The organism is Olavius algarvensis spirochete endosymbiont, from assembly GCA_900608495.1.
Classification (GTDB): domain Bacteria; phylum Spirochaetota; class Spirochaetia; order DSM-2461; family DSM-2461; genus UBA2779.
Genome location: UWYT01000178.1, coordinates 25,844 through 49,781, shown reverse-complemented (window position 1 = coordinate 49,781; position 23,938 = coordinate 25,844). Strand labels below are relative to the sequence as shown.

Here is a 23,938-nt window from a genome sequence, read left to right as displayed (position 1 = left end):
CAAAGCAGAATGGTGATAGGAAATTTTATGAAAGTGCTTTTGGTAGAAGACGATAAAGACATTGCATCATTTATCTCAAAGGGCTTGAAAGAGGCCGGATACGGTGTCGATGTCGCGATGGATGGTGATTTGGGGCTGAGACTCGCCGGTTCCGGTTTATATGAAATAATAATATTAGACCTTATGCTGCCAGGCAAGGATGGGTTTGCGATTGTTACTGAGCTTAGAAACCTGGATATTCAAACTCCTGTTCTGTTTCTAAGTGCGCGGCGCAACGTGGATGACAGGGTGAGAGGATTGAAAATGGGGGGAGATGACTACCTTGTGAAACCTTTTGTCTTTGCCGAACTCCTTGTGAGGATTGAAGCTTTGATTAGGCGCGGAAGCCGGGCAACTGCGGCGCAGGGACTGCACGTGGCAGATTTGTCGCTCGATCCTCTTACCAGACGTGTAACAAGGGGCGAAAAACTCATAGAACTGCAGCCGAGAGAGTATGCTCTCCTGGAATTTCTGATGAGGAATGCCGGCACGGTTGTAACAAAAACGCTGATATTGGAGAAGGTTTGGGGCTACGATTTTGACCCTCAAACCAATGTTGTGGACGTTTTGGTCTCCAGACTCAGGAGTCGAATCGACAATGATTATCCGGTGAAACTGCTAAGAACCGTTCGGGGTGTAGGATATATATTTGAGAATCCCAATTAAAGCAGTTCGCAATATCCATGTTCGTCTTACTTTAGTAGTTACTCTCGGCGCAGCGCTGTCGTCGGTGCTGGTATACGGGATACTTCTTGGCGCTCTTTTTATTGGCTTTGGAGAGCGAGACCGCGCCGAGTTGGATTCCAGGTTGCTCTCTTATTGGGCGGCCTGGCAGTATGGAGGCACAGAGGCGGTACTTAACCAGGCCTCGGCGGATGTTGAAGAACATGGCGGGCGCCCTTTCTTATTGACTCTGAATGGTCCGGAAGGGGAATTGCTAGGAGCTCTCATCCCTGGCGCCTGGATAAATTTCGATCTTATGGATTCAGAATTAAGTCAGCTCTCTCCTGGGCAGTATGCAACTCTAAGGAGTGAGGGAATACACTATGCACTGCTTGCAACTGGAACAACGTTCGATGATGGTTCGCGATTACTTGTGGGAGTAAGCACCGAAAATCGTCAATTCCTAGTGAGGATGTATCAGAGGTATTATCCGTGGGCCATTGCAGCTATTATTCTTGCGGGTTTCGTAGTTGGAATTATTTCATCAAAACGGCTACTGATGCCTATTGCCGGACTTAACGAGGAAATTGATAGAATTATAGTTACCGGAGAGTTGAGCAGACGTCTTAACAGCCCGGGCACCGGAGATTCATTCGATATACTAATTAGCAGATACAATCGCTTGCTTGATAGAGTTGAATTGTTGATAAGCGGGATGCGTGACACTTTGGATGCAGTTGCCCACGAATTGCGCACTCCTCTCACTAGATTGCGAGGGCATGCGGAGATGGCACTGAGAAAAGGCAATTCAGGTGAGTACGAGGAGGCCCTTGCTGTAGTAGTGGAGCAAACAGACCAGGCGGTAGCACTGTTCTCCGCCATTATGGACATTGCTGAGGCGGAGCAGGGGATGCTTCATCTGGATATAGTGTCTTGCAACCTGGGTGCCCTAGTGTCCGAGGTATGCGAGATGTATGAATTTATTGCGGATGAGGAGGACATGAGCATACACTTTGAGGCATCCGAATCCTTGGAATTACTAGGTGATCCTGTCAGGCTTAGGCAGATATTTGGGAATCTTGTAGATAATGCGGTTAAATATGCACCCCTTGGAAGTGAAATTGACGTATTCTGCGGTGAGGAAGGTGATAATTATTGGGTCGAAGTGATAGATGATGGTCCGGGTGTTGCAGATGGCGAAAAACATCGCGTTTTCGAACGGTTCTACAGAGGGGATAGAAGCCGCGCCTCGCGTGGATTAGGGCTTGGACTCAGCATGGTAAAGGCTCTGGCGGAAGCGCATGGTGGATCGATCAGTGTGACAAACGCTAAGAGGCGGGGTGCCTGTTTCAAAGTTGTTCTTCCAAAAAACGCAAACATTTCAATTTAGTAAGCATCCTGCAATGTTTATGCAAGGTTCATGTGTTATTTTAGTTTTACAAAATAGGAGTGATTGATGAGAAGCCTCAGAAATAACCATTATACCCTACTATTCAGATTGAGTTTCCTTTTAGCAATTGGTGCCTTTGTCTCCACTACGACCGCTTCGGCTCAGTCACGGCGCACTGCCGGAGATCTACAGAACGCATTTAGGGAAATTTCTTCGAATGTTCGACCAGTAGTGGTTCAGGTAAACACGGTTAGTGTTATCGACAGGCGTACGATTAACCCTTTCGAATTCTTTTTTCGATTTCCTGGCAGACCAGATCAATTTGAGATACCCAGGGCGCAACCATTTAGGCAAGAGGGCCTGGGCTCCGGCGTTATTGTCGAAAGGCGAGACAACAAAGTATATGTCTTGACTAACAACCATGTTGTGGAAGGTGTGGATGAAATCGAGATTAACTTACACGATGGCCGCACCTTCAAGGGCAAACTTGTTGGCAGCGATCCTCTTCGTGATTTAGCCTTAGTTTACTTTGAGACTCAAGATGAGGTGCCAATAGCTGTTTTAGGTGATTCTGACGAAGTTTGGGTTGGCGATTGGGTATTAGCCATTGGAAGCCCATTGGGTTTTGAATCGACCGTTACAGCGGGTATTATCAGTGCTAAGGGTAGAAGCGGTGCGGATCGGAGTTTCACCGATTATCTACAAACAGATGCCTCTATCAATCGGGGCAACTCTGGAGGGGCACTTGTCAATCTTGATGGAGAGGTTATTGGAATCAATACCTTCATTGCCTCCTCCGATGGTGGAAATATCGGACTTGGTTTCGCGATTCCCATTAACAATGCTCAAAAGGCAATCGACGACTTCATTGAAAAGGGAAGCGTTGAATACGCCTGGCTAGGTGTGAACATGGGCGACTTGAGTGAGCTTCTAGCTTCTGAGCTGGACCTGGAAGGTAAAAAAGGAGCATTTGTTTACAACATTTATGGCAAATCTCCAGCAATGAAGGCTGATATTCTTCCTGGTGATTTGATAATAAGGCTGGCCGGACGTACTATCGAGAACTCTGCTGATTTAAGCAGAACTGTGGCATCTTTGGCACCTGGTGAGAGTGTTCCGCTTACCCTGATTAGGGAGGGAACAATTTTAAGCCTCAACCTGACACTTGCGGTACGTACTATAGAGCGAGATGGAGTTGAAGTCAATGTATGGCCTGGTTTTTCGGTAGCCCCGATAACCTCTCAGCTTCGTGAACAGATGAAAATTTCTCGTAATACCGGTAACGTGCTTATAGGGGGCGTAGTAGACGATAGTCCTGCTTCGGCGTTGGGACTTCGCAGTGGGGATGTTATAAGATCTCTTAACGGAAAAAATGTGCGGAACTTAAAGCATTTCTATTCGCTTCTGAATTCAGGGAACCGCATTAAGATAAAAATCAATCGCATGGGAAATGAGTTGGATTTTATACTGAACAAGTAAGAAGCTGCACGTTTGAATTCGTGACTATTTTTTTCTGATTTTGGTTTCCCCTTTCTCTCTTGTTGGGGCGGATGTGTTGAGTTCGCCCCTTTTTATTTGACCAAATTGACGCTGTGAATCTATGATATGATTTCAATTGTTGGAGTTATTCAATATGGGCAGAGCCAGGATGAAAATAGGTGTTCTCACAGCCGGGGGTGACTGCCCGGGTCTTAACGCTGCGATTCGAGGTGTTGGTAAAACGGCTGTATTGAAATATGGACATGAGATTATCGGTTTCTCTTCGGGCTTCCTTGGACTGATTCGAAAAGAATACAGACAATTGGATGAATTGGCTCTTAGCGGCATTCTGACCGTTGGAGGAACGATACTGGGAAGTTCCAGGGAAAAGCCATTTAAGCATACGGAATACGACGATTACATAAAGAGCAAGCCGGAAATCATACAGGAGAATTACAGAAAGCTCAGCTTGGATGGCCTTGTATGTATTGGCGGAAACGGTACTCAAAAAACCGCCTATCGACTTAGCAAACTAGGGCTAAACGTAGTTGGAATTCCGAAAACGATAGATAACGATGTCTGGGGTACCGATTTGACATTTGGATTCGACTCTGCCGTAAGTATCGCCGCTGAAGCAATTGACAGGTTGCATAGCACTGCAAATTCCCATAAGCGAATCATGGTGGTAGAGGTTATGGGACATACGGCGGGGTGGCTCGCCTTGCATGCGGGTTTGGCGGGCGGAGGAGATATAATTCTGATTCCCGAGATAGAATACAGTACTAAGGTGATTGCCGAGTATTTGACTCGACGCTTCGAGGAAGGCAAGCCCTATTCCATTGTCGTTGTTGCCGAAGGGATTACACTGCCAAATAAAAAAAACGGTTCTCCTCGCAATGTACCCGTGAGTGCATATATCGCTAATCAGATTCTCAAGAGGACAGGTTTGGAAACCCGCGGAACAATCCTTGGTTATATTCAGAGAGGCGGTAGTCCAACAGCGCGGGATAGAATAGTGGCGACAGAATTCGGCGCCTATGCTGCCGAAATGATACACAGGGGTGAATATGGCAAAATGGCCGCATACAAGGGGTACAAACTAGTGGGAATTCCTCTCTCGGATGTAGCAGGCAAGACTAAGACAATTCCCCGAGGGCATACGCTGATTCTGCATGCCCGCTCGTTGGGAACCTGCTTCGGCGATTCACTGTGAAGCTCTGTCTTTTCAATCAGCTTCTGTAAGTTCCGTAGGTCTGCCCCCCTGGGGGGGAGAAAGCATGGGGCAGCGAATAGTCTTATCGATTACCGGACTAATTCCTTTGCGAGCGCAACCCATTCCTCGTCCAACGAGCCCTTAAACGGCGACCGCCGGGCTTGTCTATACCAGTATTCGGCGTTCCACTTGACACCTTCCTTGCGGTGTAAGTAGGCATGAACGGCGCTACCCTGTTCACTGGGGACATCCTGGGCTATCCGATGGGCGGCATCCCAGTCACCGATTCTATCAAATGCTAGCGATTTAAGCAACTCCGGCCACTCGCCCGGCGGACTTTCAGAAGCCAGCATACCATTGCAGGCTTCTGAAAACTTTTCAAAATTCATGAATGCCAACAGCAAACTAATTAGCCGGAAACGGGAGTAAACCTGAAGATTTCTATCGAATACTCACCGGTTTTTCGCTTCAAAAAGGGATGATTCTCAGAGAACTTCTTGGCAGCTTCCATATTCGGCGCTTCCACAATGGAATATGTGCCAATTTCCAGAGGCGTTTTACTAGCACCGTTATCCACCACGGAATTGCAAGGCCCAAGAGGTCCTCCGGGGTCAACCAGAGCCTTTCCCGTATTGCTCATCCAGGCCATCCAATCCTCCATCATGGTTCTGGAATCTTTCTCTGTCATTTTCGACATGTCAGGTATCGGGCCATTATATAGAAACATAAATCTTGCCACCAGGCTCCTCCATGTAGATTGTTCAGGTGGATTCAGTGATCCAGTTAGGACGGCATTGGGAAAACTTGAAATATTTCAACCGCATACTTACCGGTTTTCTCCCTTAGCATCGGACAGTTCCTGGATAGACTTTTTGCCGCATTCATATCATCCGCTTCGATAATTGAGTAGCCTTGAATATCAAGCGGTTTTTTGCTGCTGCCATCATCGACAACTGCTTCCGACTCGCCAAATGGAGCTCCGGAATCCACAAACACTTCCTTATTAGCATTTATCCACTTATCCCAAGCCTCCATCTCTGCCTTAGTGTCCTCTTCACTCATAGTCGACATATCGCCAGGAGGTCCACTATATAGAAAAACAAATTTAGCCATATTCTACTCCTACTTTTTATCCTTTAATCTAAACCAAAAGTATTTTACTGTCAATTACAGCTTAGGATTATTTCGAGAAGCTTGTTGGTGATGGCGGGTGCAGGATAAGAAGATAGTATGCGACATCTATTGGTATGATATTGAAAATATGGTTCGTATAAACGCTCTTATCTCATATAGCCCTTGCCTTACATTGTAACAGGCAACGTGCACAACTTTCTAGTTTCAGATACTGCTCATGAGAAGAAGCAATACTGCGCTTTGAGATTTTAGATAGTGAAATCTTCAACATGCCACAAAACATGCCACAATAAGAGTATAACTTATGAAACAGGACTTCACACAAACTCTGTGCCCTCGACTGGTATGCATTTGAATCAACCCGCCCCCGGCCACGATGGCTTTCGGGCAAAGCATCTATGCGGAAAATAGTTGGGGAGGGGGCGGCTGGTCTGCCTTGAGGATTCGAAAATTCGGCTCCGCGCCTTTTAAGAGTACTTGGATATCTCATCTGTCTCCAAGCTACTTTCCAGTCGTTCTATGGCTTTGAGACCACGAGCCATGAGTTCGTTGGTCTGGGCGGTTACTTCCACCAGAAATGTAAGCAGTTTTTCCTGTTTCATCAGCTCTCGATTTTGCTTCTCAAGGCTTTCTATGTGTTCTGCTTGTTCTTTAAGTGCTTCCAGTATCGGATTGAAACCCGGTTCATTGTTGCGATCGCCGAATACGAGGAACGTGCTAACTTGACCGTCCGTATAAACTTTTTGAATCATCACCTATATCTTACTACGTTAATGGTATTGCGACAATTAATTTCGCTTTTTTGGATGGAGTATTTAGGTTTATTAGGGTTTTTCTTGACCCTATTTCTTAGCCGTGAGTATTTTATTGACAACAGAATTATTGATCGCTTCATGAGGGTTTTATGAGTCACGATGACTTTCAAGATGCAGAAAAGGATGACGCCGCAGACAATGAGAAGGCTGAGCAGGAGCAGGAAATCCAGGCTGAAGATACGGCAGAAACCCAAATTCCAGATGAATCGGAAGATGAGCTTGATATTTTAAGGGCTGAAAACACTGATTTGAAAGAGCAAATCCTCAGAATGGCAGCTGAAAACCAGAACACTCGAAAAAGGCTGGTCAAACAGCAGCAGGATGCGTATCGATATCGGCACCAGGATATACTTCGAGATTTGGCTTTGGTAATCGACAATTTTGAGCGAGCCATCGAAACTTCAATTGATTCCAAGGATTTTGACGCCTTTCACAAAGGCATTGTAATGATTGAGAGGCAGTTTAAGGGGTTGTTAAACGAGAATTACGGTTTTGAAAGGATAGGATCAGAGGGCGACATCTACGATCCGGCCATTCATGAGGCTGTGTCGCTTGAGGAAAGTTCCGAAGTGCCGGAGAATACGGTAAAGCAGATTTTACAGTCTGGTTACCGCTTATATGAGCGAGTCTTGCGTCCTGCAAAAGTTGTGGTTTTGAAACCGGTCAGCGAGGAAGAAGGCAAAAATGAGACGATACATTGAGACGATACATTGGGACGATACATTGGGACGATACATTGAGGATAACAATTAGAGGAGATATCTAATGGGCAAAATTATTGGCATTGACCTAGGAACCACTAACTCCTGCGTAGCAGTGATGGAGGGCAGTGAATCTATCGTGATTCAAAACGAGGAGGGCGCTCGAACAACCCCATCAGTGGTGGGCTTTACCGATAAGAATGACAGATTGGTTGGCCAAACAGCGAAGAATCAGATGGTAACCAGCCCGGAGAATACAGTCTATTCAATTAAAAGGTTCATGGGTAGGCGCTTTGACGAGGTTAATGAAGAGATGTCGATGGTGCCATACAGTGTTACCAAGGGCGCTGGAGAGATGGTGCAGGTTGGGATAAAGAATAAGTCGTACACTCCTCCTGAAATTTCGGCGGCCATTCTCCAGAAGATGAAAAAGACGGCGGAGGACTATCTCGGCGAGGTGGTAACAGAGGCCATCATTACGGTTCCCGCTTATTTCAACGATTCCCAGCGCCAGGCAACCAAGGACGCGGGTAGAATCGCCGGCTTAGAAGTTAAGCGCATTATCAATGAGCCAACCGCAGCCGCGCTGGCATATGGTATCGGCAAGTCTGACAAGGAAGAAAAAATCGCAGTGTACGATCTTGGTGGAGGAACCTTCGATGTCTCAATTCTGGACTTGGGTGATGGCGTTTTTGAGGTTCGTTCCACTAACGGGGATACGCACCTTGGCGGTGACGATTTCGATAAGAGAATTATCGATTGGTTGGTAGATGAATTCAAAAAAGATCAGGGCATCGATCTTTCCAAGGATAGAATGGCGCTTCAGAGACTGAAGGAAACCGCCGAAAGGGCCAAGAAGGAACTCTCTGGTACACAGACTTCGGATATCAATTTGCCGTTTATAACTGCAGACGCTTCGGGGCCAAAGCATCTTCAATATAAGCTTACCAGGTCCAAATTCGATCAGATGACTGCGGGTTTAGTTGCTCGCACTAAGGAACCTTGCTTGCAGGCTCTCAAGGATGCTGGATATTCCCCTTCTGATATCGACGAAGTGATTTTGGTTGGCGGTTCAACCAGGATACCCGCCGTTCAAGAGGTGGTTAAAAAGCTCTTTAGTAAGGAGCTTCATCGTGGTGTCAATCCCGACGAGGTGGTTGCCATGGGGGCGGCTATTCAGGGGGGTGTTCTTGGTGGAGATGTTAACGATGTTTTGCTTCTGGACGTTACGCCGCTTTCGCTGGGTATAGAGACTCTTGGAGGCGTTTTCACAAAGCTAATCGAGAGGAATACAACCATTCCTACTAAAAAGAGCCAGGTTTTTTCCACTGCGGCCGATAATCAACCAGCGGTTTCGATACATGTTCTTCAGGGTGAGCGGGAGATGGCATCTCATAACAGGACTTTAGGTAGATTCGAGTTGACTGGTATTCCTCCAGCGCCTCGTGGAGTCCCTCAGATAGAGGTAACCTTCGATATCGATGCTAATGGCATTGTTCATGTATCGGCTAAGGACATGGGTACTGGTAAGGAACAGAAAATTCGAATTGAATCATCTAGCGGACTTTCTGAGGACGAGATTAACCGAATGGTGAAGGAAGCGGAGGCCAATGCCGATGCGGACAAAAAAACAAAAGAAATGGCGGAGCTTAGAAATAAGGCTGATTCACTGGTTTATCAATCGGAGAAGGGCATTAAGGATTATGGCGATAAGATAAAGGCCGATGAGAAGAAGTCTGTTGAACTTGCCATTGCGGATTTAAAGAAGGCATTGGAATCGGATAACAGAGAAGAAATAGAATCGAAAACCGACACGCTCACAAAGGCTTCCGCGAAACTTGCTGAGAAAATGTATAAAACTCAAACTGAGGATGCGAGAACCGACGCTGGAGATACGGGGAAAGCAGGCACCGACAGTGAATCCGATGGAAGTTCCAAGCAAGCAGGAGATGTTGAGGATGCGGATTACGAAGTTGTAGATGAGGATAAGTAGGGGTTCGTGTCTAGGCGGGACTATTACGAAATTTTGGGCGTAGGGAAAGGCGTTTCCAACGATGATATAAAGAAGGCGTATCGCAGACTAGCGGTGAAATACCATCCTGATCGTAATCAGAACAACCGTGAAGCCGAGCGAAGATTCAAGGAAGCCACGGAGGCTTACGAGGTGCTCTCCGATGTGAAGAAACGCCAGGCCTACGATCAATTTGGCTTTGCTGGGGTGGAGAATATGGGAGGCCCAACCTTCAACGCTAGCGCTTTTCGGGGCTTTGAAGACATTTTTGGGGATTTTTCCGGGATTTTTGATTCTTTCTTTGGAAGCGGCTTTCGAACTGATAGACGTGGGCGCTCGAGGGGAAGTGATATCCGCCACGATGTGGAATGCGATTTTGAATCGGCGGTTTTTGGTAAGGATATTGAAATAAAATACGAACGGTTGAAGAATTGTTCGGTTTGTAGTGGCGCGGGTGGAGAAGGCGTTAGAACCTGTTCACACTGTGGTGGTGCAGGCCAGGTTCGGAGAAGTTCGGGATTCTTCTCCGTTGCGACTACTTGTGATTCCTGTGCCGGGGTAGGGACTGTTATAGATAATCCTTGTAGGAATTGCAGGGGCAGCGGGACGGTTCGTTCGTATCAGAAGCTCAAAGTCAGTATTCCACCAGGCATGGACCCTGACAGGCGAATTAGGCTTGAGGGACAGGGTAATTATAGTTCAAAAGGTACGCCTCCAGGGGACTTGTATGTGTACATTCATGTACATCCGCATGAGTATTTCGAGCGGCATGATTACGATTTGTACTGTGCGCTTCCAATTTCGATGACTCAAGCGGCACTGGGCGCAGATATTTGGGTAGGGGCGTTGGACGGAAAGCGAATAAAACTGAAGGTACCAGCGGGTACACAGGATTCGAAGTTGCTGCGCATTAGAGGTGAAGGGGTGCCAGTTTTGAACTCTGGAGGCAGGCGAGGCAATTTATACGTGAAGCTCAAGGTTGAGATTCCAACTAGGCTTTCCGGCAAAGAAAAGGATATTCTTAGACAATTTTCGACACAGCATGGGGAATCGGAGGAGCCGACGCCGGTTCCGCTGAAGAACTTATAGCTGTCGCTGCCTGTCTCATAGCGGCTTGGCAGCAGTCCATATGTATCAAATCATTAAGTATTTTTGAAGTATTTCTGATTTTGATAAAGCATAACAGTTGCTATGCAGTTCAATAATCCGAATTAACTCCTGCTATCCGAGCGTATGATTGGCGCAGCGGATATCTCCATTATATTGAATAGGTTGATCTTTCATTATTCAGGGCAATCGTAGGAATGGGAACTGCGGTAAGGGTATGGGCAAGTATAAGAATCCCATCTCAATGATTGTATCGTTCACTATGTAAGGTGTTAGAAAGCATTTTCAAGCAACTATTTGAGCATTGAGGCGCATTCATATTCACTGTAATTCTGTGGTTTCCTGTGCACCAGGCGACGGCTGTCTCTTGGATTGCGAGATTGCAGGACGAATGCCGGGAAATCATTTAGCTTTGACTGAAATTGTGGGATTTGGGTATGTGACAAGGAGGAATTCAGGCGATACTTGAGTTTATGGAAAAAGATAAGTTGAATGCTGTATTTGATGGACTTAAACACGGTGAGAGCGCCTTTCATGAATTGATGATGTGGCGAATTCGACGAGTGATGCTGATACTGCCTCATTATGATGCTTGGATATTGGAGCATGATGCGAAGCTATCAGACCAAATTGTTGGAGAGTATCATCAGCTCAATCTTACTACGGTTCCTCGTTTAGTGACAGTTCCCAATTGCAGGGAGGCTTTGGAATTGCTGGCTGCGCAGTCATTTGATTTGCTGATTATTGGGATAAGGGTTGGAGAGCTTTCACCGATTGAGCTGGCGCATGAAGCCAAGTTGTTGCAATCCGATTTGGCGATATTGATGCTTCTTTCATCGCGAAGTGATCTTGCAATAGTGGAGAGAGAGAAATACACCGCAGACGAAATGGGCAAAGATATCGCTAGGGGAAGACAAAAAAATGGCAGAAGTATTAGAAATCCGTTGGGTATGACTTTTGATGCTAAATTTCTATGGACGGGTGATTCACGGCTGTTTCTGGCAATGATTAAGTATGTTGAGGATCTTCGGAATGCATCAGATGATACCAAGGATGGACGGGTTGGTGTTCTGTTGGTGGTGGAGAATTCGATTGCGTTTTACTCGGCATATTTGCCGTTGCTCTATGGGGAGATAATGACTCAGACGCAGCGACTTATTGCAGAAGAAATGAACGATAATGATAAGTACTGGAGAATGAGAACACGACCAAAGATTTTGTTGGCGAGAGATTGGGAAGAGGCGGTTTACCTGGGTGAGAAATTTCGAACGAGTTTGATAGGTATTGTTTCGGATATCGCGTTTGAACGCGACGGAAAACTTGATGAGTACGCGGGTTTTGCGCTGATTGAACGTTTCAGAAGAAACGGAGTGGAAGTGCCGGTGCTGTTCCAATCCTCGGATGAAGGCATGGCCGGTGAAGCCCGCAGGCAGGGGACTCGGTTTCAAAACAAGCACTCCGGTAATCTTCACCGAGAAATTAGGCGTTTCATACTTGAGGAGTTGGGATTTGGTGATTTTGTTTTCCGGAATCCAGACGGATCGTATTTGAGTCGAGTGCAAACATTGCGAGAATTTGCGTTGGCAGTTGAGAGTATGCCGTCTAAAACACTTCTTTACCATTCTGACAGGAAAGATTATTCGAGGTGGATGGCGGCGCATGGAGAATATCAAGTTGCACGGCGTATCAGAGAGGTGAAAACGACGGATTTCCCGACTCCGGAATTGTTACGGGATTTCTTGGTTCGATCGTTTCGAGAAGTTAGAGAGAGCCGACACAAAGGCCGCTTGGTGGATTTCAGTTGTGATGATCCGGGAGCGAGTGGTTCTGTGGCACGATTTGGGAGTGGTTCGTTGGGAGGAAAGGGACGAGGACTCGCTTTTTTCAACGCCCTTCTTAACAACTCCTCCTGGGGTGACAGTTTTGCGCCGTTATCCATAGAGATACCCCGTACCCTGATTATTGCAACCGGTGAATTCGATCGCTTCTTGGAAGAAACAGGTTTGTTACCAGAGTTTGAAGGTGGTAAGACGTTGAACGATTGGGAGCTTCGAGAGGCCTTCCTCAAGCGACCGCTTAGAGAAGAGTTGATGGCGGTTCTTAACGCCTTTGCTGAGTTTGGGCCGCTCGCAATTCGTTCATCCACCTTACTGGAAGATTCGCAGTCGATTCCATGCGCAGGTGTATATGACACTTTCATGCTACCCGAAATAAGTGCGCCAGGGCGACGTGTTGAAATGATTGCGCAGGCCGTGAAACTCGTATGGGCAAGCACATTTTCTGCCGATGCCACAGTATACCGGAATGCGTTGGGAGTTGGACGCGAAGAGGAGAAAATGGCTGTTGTAGTCCAACGAATGAGCGGCAGCAAACATGGCAGTTACTGGTTTCCGCGACTTTCAGGTGTGGCGCAATCATTTAATTACTATCCTATTGCCCCCATGGGCCGTGAAGATGGCGTTGCAAGAATAGCTATAGGGCTTGGGCGTTCTGTGGTTGAGGGTGAGAAAGCCTATTTGTTCTGCCCAGCGTTCCCTTCGATTCCATGGGGAATACCGGAAGATAAGTGGCGCGAGGGCCAAACTCATTTTTGGGCGCTCAAAGAAACTACAAGCGAGATGGATTTGAAGAGAGGTGAAAGTGGTTCATTGGAGCGCCTTACAATTCGAGATGCCGAAAATCTGAAGGTGTTATCGCACATGGCCTCAACTTGGGATCCGGTGGGGCGCAGGATAGTCGATGGGATTAAGACTCCTGGAGTGAGGGTAGTGGATTTCCGCGATATACTGGAATACGAGTGGTTGCCACTCTCACCCCTTCTGGACCAGCTTCTGCACATAACTAGGAGCGCTATGGGTATACCTGTGGAACTTGAGTTTTCAGTCGACTGGAATGGCGATATACCCGAAGGCTCGGTTTTTTCGTTACTGCAGGTTAGGCCCTTGATTACCAGCATAGAAACCATACTTCGGTTGCCTTTGCGACCAAGCGACGAGAGGTTGATTCTCAGATCGGATAGATCTTTGGGGCATGGACTGATTGGGAATATCAAAGACATTGTTTGGGTTGACCCTGAGCTCTATGATTCCGGAGATACCGAATCCTTGAGGATAAACGTCGCCTCGCTCACAGAGAAACTGGCGAGAGAAGGTCGCTATGCCATACTAATCGGTCCAGGTCGATGGGGTAGCAAGGACAGGTTTCTGGGGATACCGGTGAATTGGACTGAGGTACGGCAGGCGAAGTTGATTGTTGAAATTCATCGTGGTCCGGGCGATCCTGAACCCTCCCAGGGCTCACATTTCTTCTACAATCTTATATCTCTCGGTGTGGGCTACGCACACATCAACTATTCAAACCTCGATAATTTCGTGAATTGGGAGCTCTTGCGCAAACGCTGTAAGACAGTGGGCCCCGTATGCTTATCAAGTTTTGAAAAAGCAATAGAAATTGTAATGGATGGTAAAAACGGATTAACATGGGCTGCATTATGATAGAAGTATCGAAAATGACAGCTTAACAGGATGATTTGACTACTACTATTAGACAGCTTTAAGTTCTATAGTTGCATCAGCGGGGGAAGCAGATTATGCGTGGTTATGTAAAAGAACTCTATGACAAATTGTCCGGAAAATATTCGTGGGAGCGTGAATTCTTGCAAGCGGTTAGTGAGGTGCTGGGATCGCTCAATCCGCTAATGGAACGTGAACCCAGGTATCGAAAGCATCGAGTGCTTGAGCGCCTGGTTGAACCCGAGCGTACAATTATATTCAGAATTCCATGGATCGACGATCACGGGGGAATTCAGGTAAATAGTGGCTACAGGGTGGAATTCAATAATGCTCTAGGGCCATACAAGGGAGGAATGAGGTTTCATCCTTCGGTTAACCTGAGTATCTTGAAGTTCCTTGGTTTCGAGCAGATTTTTAAGAACAGTCTAACCGGCCTGTCTCTAGGCGGAGCTAAGGGAGGCAGTGATTTCGATCCCAAGGGGAAAAGCGACAATGAGGTGATGCGTTTTTGTGGAGTTCTGATGGATGAGTTATACCGCCATATAGGACCGAATACGGATGTGCCGGCCGGTGATATCGGTGTGGGAGGTAGAGAGATAGGCTATCTATTTGGCCGGTATAAGAAACTGAAAAACACCTTTGAAGGTACACTTACTGGCAAGGGTTTGGGTTGGGGCGGTAGTTTGATTCGACCGGAGGCCACTGGATACGGGACCGTGTATTTCGCCTCGGCTATGCTCTCTGCCCACAAAAATAGTATCGAGGGAAAGAGGGTGCTTATCTCCGGATCTGGCAATGTGGCTCAGTTCGTTGCCGAAAAAATCCTTGATTTGGGTGGGAAGCCAGTGTCATTCTCCGATTCGAACGGATCGATCATCGATACGGATGGGATTACCCGCGCGAAGTTAAGCTGGGTGATGGAACTCAAAAATCAGCTTCGTGGTAGGATCAGCGAGTATTCAAAGGAGTTTGGAGCCAAATACTACGAAGGTAAGCGACCATGGGGTTTGACGGAGGCTGAAATAGCTATTCCATGCGCCACTCAAAACGAAATAGGCAGGGATGAAACGAGAGCTTTGATTGATAACGGGTGCATCTGCGTTGTGGAAGGGGCCAATATGCCCACCGAACCCACCGCCGTTGAGATGCTTCATGACGCCAAAGTGCTTTTCGGACCAGGGAAGGCGGCAAATGCGGGCGGTGTCGCGGTATCCAGCTTGGAGATGAGCCAGAACAGCATGCGTCTTTCATGGACGAGAGAAGAAGTAGATAGGCGTCTCCAAATCATAATGAAAGATATTCATACTAGTTGCCTTAGTGCTGCAAGAGATATGGGTGTGGGAGATGATTACGTAACTGGAGCCAATATTGCGGGCTTCCGGAAGGTGGCCGATGCGATGATCGACCAAGGGGTGGTGTAGTCACCCAACGGATTGAAACAGGCAACACTAGATATGAATTCTCTTGCTGGATTTATCCATGGATTAGTTTCTGCTATTGATAATAAGGGTAAATGGCCCGACGTTGACGAGAGAAACTCTCATTGATGAGCCAAATTCACCACTTAGAACTCTGCCGTTAAATACCCTTTTCAGTTCCGATATAAATGCATTATACAGCGGTATTGCCACCTCATTGGACGCCGCCGCATTTAGTGAGGGGCGATTACCCTTTCGCAGATCCGCAAGCAAAGTAAACTGACTCACAACCAACATGTCTCCTCCAACATCTGATGTCGATAGATTGATTTTGTTTTCTTCATCTTTGAAAATGCGAATATTGGCAATTTTGCGGGCGAGCCAGAATGAATCATCAAGTTGATCGTCGCAACCAACTCCCAGAAATATCACCAGCCCGGTTTCAATGCTGCGAATTTCATCACTGTCAATCTCAACTGAAGCTTCGCTAACCAGCTGAACCACTGCTACCATCAAGGCTCCACCAAGGATAAGTATACAGCAATGCACCGGTGTGGAACATTGCCGTCGTTTGATTGTAGACCGCCCAGATGATAGCATAGCCTCGTGAAAATTTTCTTAACCGGCGCAAATGGAGTGGCCGAAGCAATTAAGCGGGGTCGTGGAACTCTTTTTATTTCGAGAAAATCGAGACGAGCGAATGAGTTGGAAAAATTGGCGAATGAACACGGTGTTTCAATACGCCAGGTTAGCGAGAAAACTCTCACTAAGCTAACGCGCAATATGGGACACCGCGGGTATGCAATAGAAACCGGCAAGCAAAGGGAGAGCGGTGCAATTAGGTCGCTTGGAGATATCGAATCAACGATCGGAAATGATAGTTTGGTGGTATTATTGGATGGGATTACCGATCCGCGGAATCTGGGAGCAGTTATCAGGGCGGCCGAACAGTTTTGCGTTTTGGCCGTCATAATTCCGAAAAGACGTTCGGCTGGCGAGGATACGGACATTTTAAGCCGAACTTCCGCAGGCGCCATCGAATGGATTCCACTGTTGAAGGTGCCAAATATAGCGAGAACTCTTGGCGAATTAAAGGATATGGGATTTTGGGTGTGGGGTGCGGACACGAGGGGTACAAGCATCCGGGAAATCAATTTAGTGGGCCGGATAGCGCTCGTTATGGGCCGAGAAGGTAAGGGACTGCACCGGCTTGTAAGGGATAATTGTGATGGTTTACTTAGGATACCAGTCAGCGGGAACTTAGACTCGCTCAATGTTGCAACTGCGGCTGGTATATTGATGTATGAAGTGCGACGGCAGCAGGATGTGTATGCAAAGAGCTAGAGCCAGCACGGTAACTTCTCCCGAACGCATCAATCGAAATCATCGTGGAGCAGGACGTTTAGTTTTTTGATATCTCAAATCGCACGAATTTTCCGTATAATCGCCATTTGCTGAGATTACTGAGGATTGGCTTCGAAACCAAAAAGCTTACATGCGTTATTCCAGAGTGCCTCTGCAACCTCAGTTTCGTCTAACTCCTTTATTGCGGCAATAAAGGCTGATATGGACGGTAGATATACGGGCTTATTCCGTCTGCCACGATAATCTGCAGGTACCATGAAAGGGCTCTCACTTTCAATAACAATGCGATCCATAGGCAGGTTGCAAACTGTTTCATGCAGGTTTCGAGCGTTTCGGTAAGTTACATTCCCCGCAAACGAGAAGTAAATATTGGCGTGATTTTCAAGCATCTCCGAGGCATATTCCCAGTCTTCCGAGTAACAGTGAAGCACTCCTCCTTTGGAGGGAAGATTGGATTTGAGTATTTCCTTGATATCGTGTCCCGCCTTGCGATTGTGAATAATTACCGGCAAGCCGTAGCTTTCAGCCAGCTCCAATTGCGCAATAAACAACTCCACTTGTGAACTCTTATCCCCGAATTTTCGAAAATAGTCCAACCCGGTTTCTCCGATAGCTACCACACGATCCTTTCGTACACCATCACTAATTTTTTGTTGCCAATCAATGCCCGGATTCTGAACTTCTGACGGGGATACTCCGATACTGAATACCACATTGGAAGCTGTGGATAAATTGTGATATACTTCGTTAAAGTCCTGCAGGTTGTTTGTTATGCTCACTATTTTGAGTACGTTGACCTGTTTTGCTTCCTGGGTGATGATTAATTGTTCAATCGGGTCTTCGTGAATTAAACCAATATGTGCGTGGGTGTCGAAATACCGCATGAGCAAACTCACTTTCTTGGGAAATCTGGGTTGTTCCGAAGCCTGGCTGGGCAAAAAGGCTAGATAATCAGTCCAAGCCGGAGACTAAGTCTATTGTTAGCAATGCTTGCGGGGGGATGTCAACATAAATCGTATTTAACTGGCATTTCCGACAGCTTGAGTTTCTTGCAGTCGTGAGTTATAATGCTAAGAAATATTTTGATTTAACTTACTTTTTAGGGGATAGAGTGCCCAATTTGAGATCCGGAAAGAATAAAAAGGCCTGGCGACCTGGGAATAAGGGAGGTGTATTGGGAGCACTCTGGAATATTGGCAGGCAAAAATATACGATAATGCTTGTCCCTCATTCAGAAAAGCAGACAATTCACTTCCAAGTTACTTTTTTCACAGTGTTTTTTGTTGGAATCATTCTCTTGGCACTTCTAACAGGGTTCCTTTGGATTTCACTTGATTTCTCAGATAAAGAGGTTCTTCTGGCTTCTCGATCAAGAGATTTATCCAAGACGGAAGCCAGTCTTGATTCGGTCAGAGATGAAGTTGGACAGTTGGTTGTGTCCGCAGATGTGTTCAAAGAAAGCGTGAATAATGCGATAGGCATATTGGAATTTGATGAAAATGCAAATAACCCGACAACACAAGGCGGTGATTTGTCATCACTACTCTCAATTAAACAGAGCGGTCAGGGTACACTTACCGAGATTACCGATCTCAAGGCACTTCGGGTGACTCTGGAGAATTCCACTTCGGCATTGGAAAATATAAGCTCAATACTGGTAGGTCAAAAAGATTTGTTATCAGATATACCTACCCGTTGGCCTCTTAAGGGCGTCAATGGTTGGACGACTCAGGTCTTTGGACCTTCCATTCATCCCATCCGCAAACACTGGTATTTGCATAGGGGTCTCGATCTTGCCTTCCTTTACGGCACACCGATTGTTTCCACCGCCAACGGCAAGGTAGTGAAAATAGACTACGATCCACAGGGTTTTGGTCTCTATATAGATATTCAGCATAATTATGGGTTCAAAACCCGTTATGCACATTTGCAGCGACAGCTGGTCGAACTGGGCCAGCCTGTGCTTCGGGGCGATGTGATTGGGACTATGGGAAACTCAGGCCAGTCTACAGGAGCGCATCTGCACTATGAAGTGATGATTGGAACTCAGCTAGTGGATCCGATAAAATTTCTGAATATGGCAAAAACAAACTCTCCAACACAGCAAGTTTTATCCAAACTTCAGCGATATCAATAGACTCGTGCGTAATAAAGAAGATTATTTAAAGGATCAGACTCTCGTCAATTCAATTATCGGAAACGGCACCAGATTCCGCGGCGACTTGATTTTGCAGGGGTTGTTACGGATAGATGGCGATTTTGAGGGCAGTATTGAAACAAATGGTCGCATATTGGTGGGCAAGGAAGGCAGGGCACGGTGCATCTTAAATGCTGAGACTGTTGTAGTTGGCGGAGTTGTTAAAGGAGAAATCAAAGCAACAAGAAAGGTGGTTCTTTTGTCCACTTGCGCTATGATTGGCAATATAAGCACTCCCGAGCTGATTATTGAAGAAGGCGTCTTATTGCACGGGCACTGTACTGTTTCGAAGAGGGCCGATGTCCTGGCGAGTGCACCTCAAAGTGAGCAGGCCAAGTTCATAATTGATTGGGGAAGTCGACAGCGAAAGACACCCGCGTCTCTGGACTGATTGTGGATATAAGTAAACTTGGTCAAATTGACTCATCGCTAGAGGCGAGAATGAAAAAGAAAAGGGGCAGTGAAAGGTCTAAAACGGCTAAAGGGTCCTTTTCCTCCGCTGTTGAGAAGGCGACTAGAGATAGCAGGTTAACATCCGTGGGATTGTTGCCTGAACTAGATGGCACAGAATCGATTGAAGAACTTCTCGATGATGTGCATCAGGCAGGCGATGAATTAATCAAGGATCCAGTGTTCGGACCTCTTAGTGAATACAAAAAGGCGGTGAGAAGATTTCTACGATATATCCTTGAATACAGCCTTGAAGTTGAGGAAATTACGGGTTCGAGAAATTCTAAAACTATGCAACAGAAGAAGTATCTGATTGTTCGAGTGGTTGACGAAAAACTCGAAAGTTTGGCATCACATGTCATCAAAAACCAGGCGGGACAACTGGAAATCTTACGACGCATAAATGAAATACACGGGATGCTGGTGGATCTAAGCGGATGAGGGACTTGACTCCCAATATGAAGAAACGAAAAAAACCAAGACGGCAAGCCAAGGATATTTCCAAAAAATCCACTTCTCGGGATATGCCCAATAATCTATGGAAGGCAAGGGTAGTATCGACTAATGATTTCGAATTCTGTTCGCCACCTGTGGATATGGGAATAACTCGGGGTGATTTTGTTGTAATGATTACACGATATGGAATGGATTTAGCGTGTATGAGGGGTCCCGTTTCCAGCTTGGATTCGGTTGAAACTGCAAGTATTAGACGGATTATTCGCATTGCAGCGGGAAAGGATTTTTTTAAACGCAGCTCTTTGGAAAAGCTGGAAAAGGAAGCATTCAAGAAATGTCACGAAAAAATTTCCAAACTTAAACTCGCAATGAAATTAGTGTCCTCTCATTGTACATTGGACGAGCGAAAGATTTTGTTTTTCTTTACAGCCGAGAAGAGGATCGATTTTCGAGAATTGGCTAAGTTGTTGACAGCCCATTTTAAGAAACGTATTGAATTGCGACATGTTGGAGCCAGAGACGAAACAAAAATGGTTGGTGGTGCGGCTGTTTGCGGTCGATTATACTGCTGTCACAGCATTACAGATCAGCTCGCTTCTGTTTCCATTAAGATGGCCAAAGATCAAAACCTCCCACTTAATCTATTGAAAGCGACGGGTCCATGTAACAGGCTGCTTTGTTGCTTGTCATACGAACTTGAGAACTATGCCGGCGAAAAAAAGCAGCTACCTAGAAGAGACACCAGGATTGCTCATGAGGGAGTTATATACGAGGTGGCAGAGATAAATATGCTTTCGCGAACCATTCAGCTTTCCGCATCTGGAGGACGCCTCATGTACGTAAATTTATCTGACATTGTTCAAAACCCTGAGGGTGGATGGGAAATACGAAACGATAGGTTGAATACTGCCGAAAATAAATGAGTGTAAACCGTTCAATGTTGACATAGCAGTTTTGCTAGTGTCAAACTGCAAGTATCTATTGAGGTGAAGGAGCATGAATGGCGTGGACCAGTAAAAACGCTCGAGTAATATCGGGGACGCATAAGTTTGCTTGTACATGTGGTGGTGAGGTGAAGATGCGTTCAATTTTTTCGAATGGACGCATAAAGCATTTAGCTTACTGTGAAAAATGTAAGCGTGAAGAGAGACGTCCGAAAGATTTCAATTAAGAAGTTGAAAACTGTCTTCCAGTGAATGCAAATCATCTATTTTGCAAGTCGAGTGCTAAATTGTCTGTGAGATTGCCAGCAGTTCTTGACCATGGAAAATTTATCTGCTTATAATGGCACACGGTATTCTTAGTCTTAAGATGAGGTTTGTAGTATTGCCCAATTCCAAAACAGCCATAAAGAGGCATCGTCAGAATCTAAAACAACGCATACGTAATCGTTCAACCAGAAGCCGTGTTAGAACGAGTATCAAAGCCTTTGAAACTGCTGTTGCCAAAAAGGAGAAACTTGTTGCTGAGGCCCGATTCTCCGAATTTGTTAAATTGATTGATACAGCTGCTGGTAATGGCCTTTATCATCGCAACACTGCCGCACGAAAAAAATCTCGACTCCACAAGAAACTTGCTGTATTGACCCAGGTGTGAAAGAAATAAGTTTGACGAGAAGACGATGAACAAGAACAGTTATCAAGTGAAAATGACCAAGGGCGAGATTATAGAGCATATCCATGACGGGGAATCCGGAGCCACTCGTGGAACTATTCATTGTGTAATAGATTCCTTTTTTGAAGAGGTTAAAAACGCACTGAGTGACGATAGGGTTGTGGAGCTACGCGGTTTTGGAACCTTCGAAATACGTACACGCAAGGGTCGTGAGAAGGCGCGCAACCCCAAAACCGGTGAACTTGTTCCGGTGAAAACCCATGGAGTTACAGTTTTCCGGCCAGGCAAAGAGTTGAGAGAAATAGCTTGGAACCTGCGCAGTCAAAGCTAATCAGCAGTGTCCAATCTGGAACTGATTCTTGATTGAACTTGAAAGGCATGCGAAAATGAGCTTGGGAATGAATAAAAAGAAGATTCTGATTATTGATGATGAGCAAATCAATCTCGATTTCTTCGATGTAATGTTAACCCGCCTTGGTTTTGAAGTTATTATGGCCTCGGATGGGAGTGAGGGACTTGAGAAAATCAAGGCAAATTCCCCAGATCTTATTATTCTAGACAATATAATGCCTCAGTTGTCCGGTTGGGAACTTACAAAAATGCTCAAGCAGGAAGATGAATTTCTGAAGTATAGAGATATTCCAATTATTATGTTCTCAGCGATGGACACTGTTAAGGACAAAATAGAAGGTTTTGAGCTTGGCATTGATGATTACATAATTAAACCGTTCAATTTCTCGGAAGTTCTAGCCCGAATAAGGGCAGTCTTGCGCAATCATGAGCTTTCAAGACAAATAGTTCTCAGAGAGAAGCGATTGGCTTTAGCGGATTCTTTGAACAAATCATTGATATATCTTACTGAACATCTGAAGATACCAGTGCTTGGACTTGTTGAGGCATCCAAGGCACTAGATGTATCCGATTCCAAGGCGGTGGAAACCTTTAAGGAACAGGTGGTTGTTGAAGCGGAACAGACACTTGCGGCCCTCGGCGGTCTCGAGGATACGGTGAGGAAGCTTCAGGAAAGTGAAGGAAGTATGAGGAAAGCTGAATTGTCGTTAAGAGAGCTTGAGGAAAGATTTCGAGAACACTTCAAGGAGTTGCACAACCATATAGGAGAATCTGTATGATTAGCGACACGAAGAGGGAAGTGTTACGCCTGTTTGCCGAGGGTAGAGAACAGTACAGAAAGAGGAATTTTGAGGCGGCACTGGTGAAATTCAAGGCAGCGTATGATTTAGACCCAAAGGATGAACCCTCGAAGATATTTGGGGCAAGGTGTAAGGCCTATATGGAGAATCCACCCGGTGACGGTTGGGATGGTGTTTTCCAGATGACGAATAAATAACAGATGCCGTATGAAACCGAAACACTGGAAACGCTGACAGTTCTGGGCGAGGAAACTGATTTCAACGGTGTATTGAGATTTCAGCATTCACTGGAGATTGATGGCAAATTCAAGGGAACCATTGAGTCTACGGGATTTTTGCTGGTTGAGGAAGGTGCCGAAATAGTTGCGAATATCAATGTCGGCACTTTAGTGGTGAGAGGACTCATTAAAGGTGATGTGATTGCCGGGGAAAGATTGGAGATTCTCGATGGCGGAGAAATCATAGGCGATATAAGGTGCACCAATTTAGTTATGCTTGGAGGCAGCAGCTACCGGGGGCGTTGTGAAATGCTGGCAAATCCAATTGGGATAGATGTTTTTTCAATGTCCAAAGAAATGTTAAAAAGAACGATCAGTCGTGTCGAATAGTTGTGCATATGAACTGATAGATTTATTGCTGAAAAGAGGAGAGAGGGTGGCAATTGCGGAATCCTGCACCGGTGGCAGGGTGCTAGCCCAATTGACAGCAGTGCCAGGGAGTTCTGCGGTTCTCTGGGGCGGAGTTGTTTCCTATTCCAACGAATCCAAGGTTACTCTTTTAGGTGTTGAGACAGACTTAATTGGGAAGAATGGCGCTGTTTCACCTGAAGTGGCAATAGCAATGGCTCGCGGTATTCAAAGAAGGAGCAAGACGGATTGGGCAGTTGCTGTTACTGGAATTGCCGGCCCCAGTGGAGGTAGCATCGAAAAACCGGTGGGCACGATTTGGGTGGGATGCTGCGATTCCAGCGGAAATAATTCGGTTCGGCTTCAACATTTCGATGGAGACAGGAGTCTGGTGCAGAAGTGGGCCACGGAGGAAACCTTGAAAGTGCTTTTGGAAATGGTTGATAATGCCTAGGGTGTACTTCTCTTGACAACTATTCTAGTTGTCGTTATATCCTTTTCATGATGATTCGTGAAGAATCACGCTTGCCTTAGCATATGAGGCCTGTGTGCATATCAGAAGCAGGTTTAGAATTCAAAACAGATTATCGTGTGTGG

Annotated in this window: 26 protein-coding genes; 20 read left to right on the top strand and 6 right to left on the bottom strand. The window is 46.1% G+C overall.

The window, feature by feature from the left end; all coding sequences use genetic code 11:
- Nucleotides 1-27 precede the first annotated feature (27 nt).
- The 4 genes from S1OALGB6SA_RS04470 (at nucleotide 28) to S1OALGB6SA_RS04455 (ending at nucleotide 4,784) form a co-directional block, all read left to right on the top strand.
- Complete coding sequence (locus tag S1OALGB6SA_RS04470; protein WP_037562369.1) at nucleotides 28-705, top strand: winged helix-turn-helix domain-containing protein; 678 nt, start codon at nucleotides 28-30, stop codon at nucleotides 703-705.
- Nucleotides 689-2,092, top strand: coding sequence for a sensor histidine kinase (locus tag S1OALGB6SA_RS04465; protein WP_037562370.1), 1,404 nt, complete (start codon nucleotides 689-691; stop codon nucleotides 2,090-2,092). Before S1OALGB6SA_RS04470 ends, S1OALGB6SA_RS04465 begins: the two co-directional genes overlap by 17 nt.
- Before the next feature lie 66 nt (nucleotides 2,093-2,158).
- Nucleotides 2,159-3,571 (top strand): Do family serine endopeptidase, encoded by a 1,413-nt coding sequence (locus S1OALGB6SA_RS04460; RefSeq protein WP_052080052.1) that lies wholly within the window; start codon nucleotides 2,159-2,161, stop codon nucleotides 3,569-3,571.
- A 154-nt stretch (nucleotides 3,572-3,725) separates the two neighbouring features.
- A complete protein-coding gene (locus tag S1OALGB6SA_RS04455; protein ID WP_230204413.1) occupies nucleotides 3,726-4,784 on the top strand; it encodes a 6-phosphofructokinase in 1,059 nt (352 codons plus the stop codon).
- Between the two features lie 89 nt (nucleotides 4,785-4,873).
- On the opposite strand, the gene S1OALGB6SA_RS04450 is transcribed toward S1OALGB6SA_RS04455, so the two are convergent.
- The 4 genes from S1OALGB6SA_RS04450 to S1OALGB6SA_RS04435 form a co-directional block, all read right to left on the bottom strand.
- Nucleotides 4,874-5,173, bottom strand: a complete 300-nt coding sequence (locus S1OALGB6SA_RS04450; protein ID WP_037562397.1) for a hypothetical protein — start codon at nucleotides 5,171-5,173, stop codon at nucleotides 4,874-4,876.
- Between the two features lie 20 nt (nucleotides 5,174-5,193).
- Entirely contained in the window at nucleotides 5,194-5,523 is a 330-nt protein-coding gene (locus S1OALGB6SA_RS04445; protein WP_124032678.1) for a YciI family protein, read from the bottom strand.
- A 44-nt stretch (nucleotides 5,524-5,567) separates the two neighbouring features.
- Nucleotides 5,568-5,897, bottom strand: coding sequence for a YciI family protein (locus tag S1OALGB6SA_RS04440; RefSeq protein WP_124032677.1), 330 nt, complete (start codon nucleotides 5,895-5,897; stop codon nucleotides 5,568-5,570).
- A gap of 488 nt (nucleotides 5,898-6,385) precedes the next feature.
- The gene (locus S1OALGB6SA_RS04435; RefSeq protein WP_124032676.1) at nucleotides 6,386-6,673 is read right to left on the bottom strand and encodes a hypothetical protein; all 288 of its coding nucleotides are present in this window, start codon (nucleotides 6,671-6,673) and stop codon (nucleotides 6,386-6,388) included.
- A gap of 149 nt (nucleotides 6,674-6,822) precedes the next feature.
- Here S1OALGB6SA_RS04435 and S1OALGB6SA_RS04430 point away from each other — a divergent pair, with 149 nt between their 5' ends.
- From S1OALGB6SA_RS04430 to gdhA, 5 genes are all read left to right on the top strand, one after another.
- Nucleotides 6,823-7,434, top strand: a complete 612-nt coding sequence (locus S1OALGB6SA_RS04430) for a nucleotide exchange factor GrpE (RefSeq protein WP_052080053.1) — start codon at nucleotides 6,823-6,825, stop codon at nucleotides 7,432-7,434.
- A 64-nt stretch (nucleotides 7,435-7,498) separates the two neighbouring features.
- Complete coding sequence (gene dnaK, locus S1OALGB6SA_RS04425) at nucleotides 7,499-9,427, top strand: molecular chaperone DnaK (RefSeq protein WP_037562374.1); 1,929 nt, start codon at nucleotides 7,499-7,501, stop codon at nucleotides 9,425-9,427.
- A 6-nt stretch (nucleotides 9,428-9,433) separates the two neighbouring features.
- Nucleotides 9,434-10,534, top strand: coding sequence for a molecular chaperone DnaJ (gene dnaJ, locus S1OALGB6SA_RS04420; protein WP_037562375.1), 1,101 nt, complete (start codon nucleotides 9,434-9,436; stop codon nucleotides 10,532-10,534).
- 491 nt (nucleotides 10,535-11,025) lie between these two features.
- Nucleotides 11,026-14,046, top strand: a complete 3,021-nt coding sequence (locus tag S1OALGB6SA_RS04415; protein WP_052080054.1) for a PEP/pyruvate-binding domain-containing protein — start codon at nucleotides 11,026-11,028, stop codon at nucleotides 14,044-14,046.
- Between the two features lie 95 nt (nucleotides 14,047-14,141).
- The gene (gdhA, locus tag S1OALGB6SA_RS04410; protein WP_052080055.1) at nucleotides 14,142-15,485 is read left to right on the top strand and encodes an NADP-specific glutamate dehydrogenase; all 1,344 of its coding nucleotides are present in this window, start codon (nucleotides 14,142-14,144) and stop codon (nucleotides 15,483-15,485) included.
- A 63-nt stretch (nucleotides 15,486-15,548) separates the two neighbouring features.
- On the opposite strand, the gene dtd is transcribed toward gdhA, so the two are convergent.
- A complete protein-coding gene (dtd, locus tag S1OALGB6SA_RS04405) occupies nucleotides 15,549-15,995 on the bottom strand; it encodes a D-aminoacyl-tRNA deacylase (RefSeq protein ID WP_037562376.1) in 447 nt (148 codons plus the stop codon).
- 93 nt (nucleotides 15,996-16,088) lie between these two features.
- Between dtd and rlmB the strand changes: the two genes are divergently transcribed.
- The gene (gene rlmB / locus S1OALGB6SA_RS04400; protein WP_037562377.1) at nucleotides 16,089-16,826 is read left to right on the top strand and encodes a 23S rRNA (guanosine(2251)-2'-O)-methyltransferase RlmB; all 738 of its coding nucleotides are present in this window, start codon (nucleotides 16,089-16,091) and stop codon (nucleotides 16,824-16,826) included.
- 116 nt (nucleotides 16,827-16,942) lie between these two features.
- Here the strand turns inward: rlmB and S1OALGB6SA_RS04395 are convergent, their stop codons facing one another.
- A complete protein-coding gene (locus S1OALGB6SA_RS04395; protein WP_037562378.1) occupies nucleotides 16,943-17,731 on the bottom strand; it encodes a TatD family hydrolase in 789 nt (262 codons plus the stop codon).
- A gap of 227 nt (nucleotides 17,732-17,958) precedes the next feature.
- On the opposite strand from S1OALGB6SA_RS04395, the gene S1OALGB6SA_RS04390 reads away from it, so the two are divergent.
- The 10 genes from S1OALGB6SA_RS04390 to S1OALGB6SA_RS04345 all read left to right on the top strand — a co-directional run bounded on the left by S1OALGB6SA_RS04390 (nucleotide 17,959) and on the right by S1OALGB6SA_RS04345 (nucleotide 23,795).
- Nucleotides 17,959-18,984, top strand: coding sequence for a M23 family metallopeptidase (locus S1OALGB6SA_RS04390; protein WP_052080056.1), 1,026 nt, complete (start codon nucleotides 17,959-17,961; stop codon nucleotides 18,982-18,984).
- A 4-nt stretch (nucleotides 18,985-18,988) separates the two neighbouring features.
- The gene (locus S1OALGB6SA_RS04385) at nucleotides 18,989-19,435 is read left to right on the top strand and encodes a bactofilin family protein (protein ID WP_052080057.1); all 447 of its coding nucleotides are present in this window, start codon (nucleotides 18,989-18,991) and stop codon (nucleotides 19,433-19,435) included.
- A gap of 50 nt (nucleotides 19,436-19,485) precedes the next feature.
- Nucleotides 19,486-19,935: a YaaR family protein gene (locus S1OALGB6SA_RS04380; RefSeq protein WP_052080058.1), complete on the top strand. Its 450-nt coding sequence runs from the start codon at nucleotides 19,486-19,488 to the stop codon at nucleotides 19,933-19,935.
- On the top strand, nucleotides 19,932-20,873 hold the full coding sequence (locus S1OALGB6SA_RS04375) for a PSP1 domain-containing protein (RefSeq protein WP_124032675.1): 942 nt from the start codon (nucleotides 19,932-19,934) through the stop codon (nucleotides 20,871-20,873). Before S1OALGB6SA_RS04380 ends, S1OALGB6SA_RS04375 begins: the two co-directional genes overlap by 4 nt.
- Before the next feature lie 361 nt (nucleotides 20,874-21,234).
- The gene (gene rpsT, locus S1OALGB6SA_RS04370) at nucleotides 21,235-21,546 is read left to right on the top strand and encodes a 30S ribosomal protein S20 (RefSeq protein ID WP_230204412.1); all 312 of its coding nucleotides are present in this window, start codon (nucleotides 21,235-21,237) and stop codon (nucleotides 21,544-21,546) included.
- Between the two features lie 25 nt (nucleotides 21,547-21,571).
- Nucleotides 21,572-21,895 (top strand): HU family DNA-binding protein, encoded by a 324-nt coding sequence (locus tag S1OALGB6SA_RS04365; protein ID WP_037562379.1) that lies wholly within the window; start codon nucleotides 21,572-21,574, stop codon nucleotides 21,893-21,895.
- A gap of 67 nt (nucleotides 21,896-21,962) precedes the next feature.
- Nucleotides 21,963-22,694, top strand: coding sequence for a response regulator transcription factor (locus tag S1OALGB6SA_RS04360; RefSeq protein WP_037562380.1), 732 nt, complete (start codon nucleotides 21,963-21,965; stop codon nucleotides 22,692-22,694).
- Nucleotides 22,691-22,912 (top strand): hypothetical protein, encoded by a 222-nt coding sequence (locus tag S1OALGB6SA_RS04355; RefSeq protein ID WP_124032674.1) that lies wholly within the window; start codon nucleotides 22,691-22,693, stop codon nucleotides 22,910-22,912. The genes S1OALGB6SA_RS04360 and S1OALGB6SA_RS04355 overlap by 4 nt, the downstream gene beginning before the upstream one ends.
- Nucleotides 22,913-22,915: 3 nt before the next feature.
- On the top strand, nucleotides 22,916-23,323 hold the full coding sequence (locus tag S1OALGB6SA_RS04350; protein WP_037562382.1) for a bactofilin family protein: 408 nt from the start codon (nucleotides 22,916-22,918) through the stop codon (nucleotides 23,321-23,323).
- The gene (locus S1OALGB6SA_RS04345; protein ID WP_306766985.1) at nucleotides 23,313-23,795 is read left to right on the top strand and encodes a CinA family protein; all 483 of its coding nucleotides are present in this window, start codon (nucleotides 23,313-23,315) and stop codon (nucleotides 23,793-23,795) included. The genes S1OALGB6SA_RS04350 and S1OALGB6SA_RS04345 overlap by 11 nt, the downstream gene beginning before the upstream one ends.
- The last annotated feature ends 143 nt before the right edge of the window (nucleotides 23,796-23,938 follow it).

Excerpts from the sequence above, each read along its gene's own strand:
- S1OALGB6SA_RS04415 (WP_052080054.1), top strand. The coding sequence starts at position 11,026 with ATGGAAAAAGATAAGTTGAATGCTGTATTTGATGGACTTAAACACGGT.
- S1OALGB6SA_RS04355 (WP_124032674.1), top strand. The coding sequence starts at position 22,691 with ATGATTAGCGACACGAAGAGGGAAGTGTTACGCCTGTTTGCCGAGGGT.
- S1OALGB6SA_RS04380 (WP_052080058.1), top strand. The coding sequence starts at position 19,486 with ATGAAAAAGAAAAGGGGCAGTGAAAGGTCTAAAACGGCTAAAGGGTCC.
- rpsT (WP_230204412.1), top strand. The coding sequence starts at position 21,235 with ATGGCACACGGTATTCTTAGTCTTAAGATGAGGTTTGTAGTATTGCCC.
- S1OALGB6SA_RS04375 (WP_124032675.1), top strand. The coding sequence starts at position 19,932 with ATGAGGGACTTGACTCCCAATATGAAGAAACGAAAAAAACCAAGACGG.
- S1OALGB6SA_RS04460 (WP_052080052.1), top strand. The coding sequence starts at position 2,159 with ATGAGAAGCCTCAGAAATAACCATTATACCCTACTATTCAGATTGAGT.
- dtd (WP_037562376.1), bottom strand. The coding sequence starts at position 15,995 with ATGGTAGCAGTGGTTCAGCTGGTTAGCGAAGCTTCAGTTGAGATTGAC.
- S1OALGB6SA_RS04365 (WP_037562379.1), top strand. The coding sequence starts at position 21,572 with ATGAACAAGAACAGTTATCAAGTGAAAATGACCAAGGGCGAGATTATA.
- S1OALGB6SA_RS04430 (WP_052080053.1), top strand. The coding sequence starts at position 6,823 with ATGAGTCACGATGACTTTCAAGATGCAGAAAAGGATGACGCCGCAGAC.
- S1OALGB6SA_RS04350 (WP_037562382.1), top strand. The coding sequence starts at position 22,916 with ATGCCGTATGAAACCGAAACACTGGAAACGCTGACAGTTCTGGGCGAG.
- S1OALGB6SA_RS04440 (WP_124032677.1), bottom strand. The coding sequence starts at position 5,897 with ATGGCTAAATTTGTTTTTCTATATAGTGGACCTCCTGGCGATATGTCG.
- S1OALGB6SA_RS04470 (WP_037562369.1), top strand. The coding sequence starts at position 28 with ATGAAAGTGCTTTTGGTAGAAGACGATAAAGACATTGCATCATTTATC.
- S1OALGB6SA_RS04360 (WP_037562380.1), top strand. The coding sequence starts at position 21,963 with ATGAATAAAAAGAAGATTCTGATTATTGATGATGAGCAAATCAATCTC.
- dnaK (WP_037562374.1), top strand. The coding sequence starts at position 7,499 with ATGGGCAAAATTATTGGCATTGACCTAGGAACCACTAACTCCTGCGTA.
- S1OALGB6SA_RS04395 (WP_037562378.1), bottom strand. The coding sequence starts at position 17,731 with ATGCGGTATTTCGACACCCACGCACATATTGGTTTAATTCACGAAGAC.
- S1OALGB6SA_RS04455 (WP_230204413.1), top strand. The coding sequence starts at position 3,726 with ATGGGCAGAGCCAGGATGAAAATAGGTGTTCTCACAGCCGGGGGTGAC.
- gdhA (WP_052080055.1), top strand. The coding sequence starts at position 14,142 with ATGCGTGGTTATGTAAAAGAACTCTATGACAAATTGTCCGGAAAATAT.
- S1OALGB6SA_RS04450 (WP_037562397.1), bottom strand. The coding sequence starts at position 5,173 with ATGAATTTTGAAAAGTTTTCAGAAGCCTGCAATGGTATGCTGGCTTCT.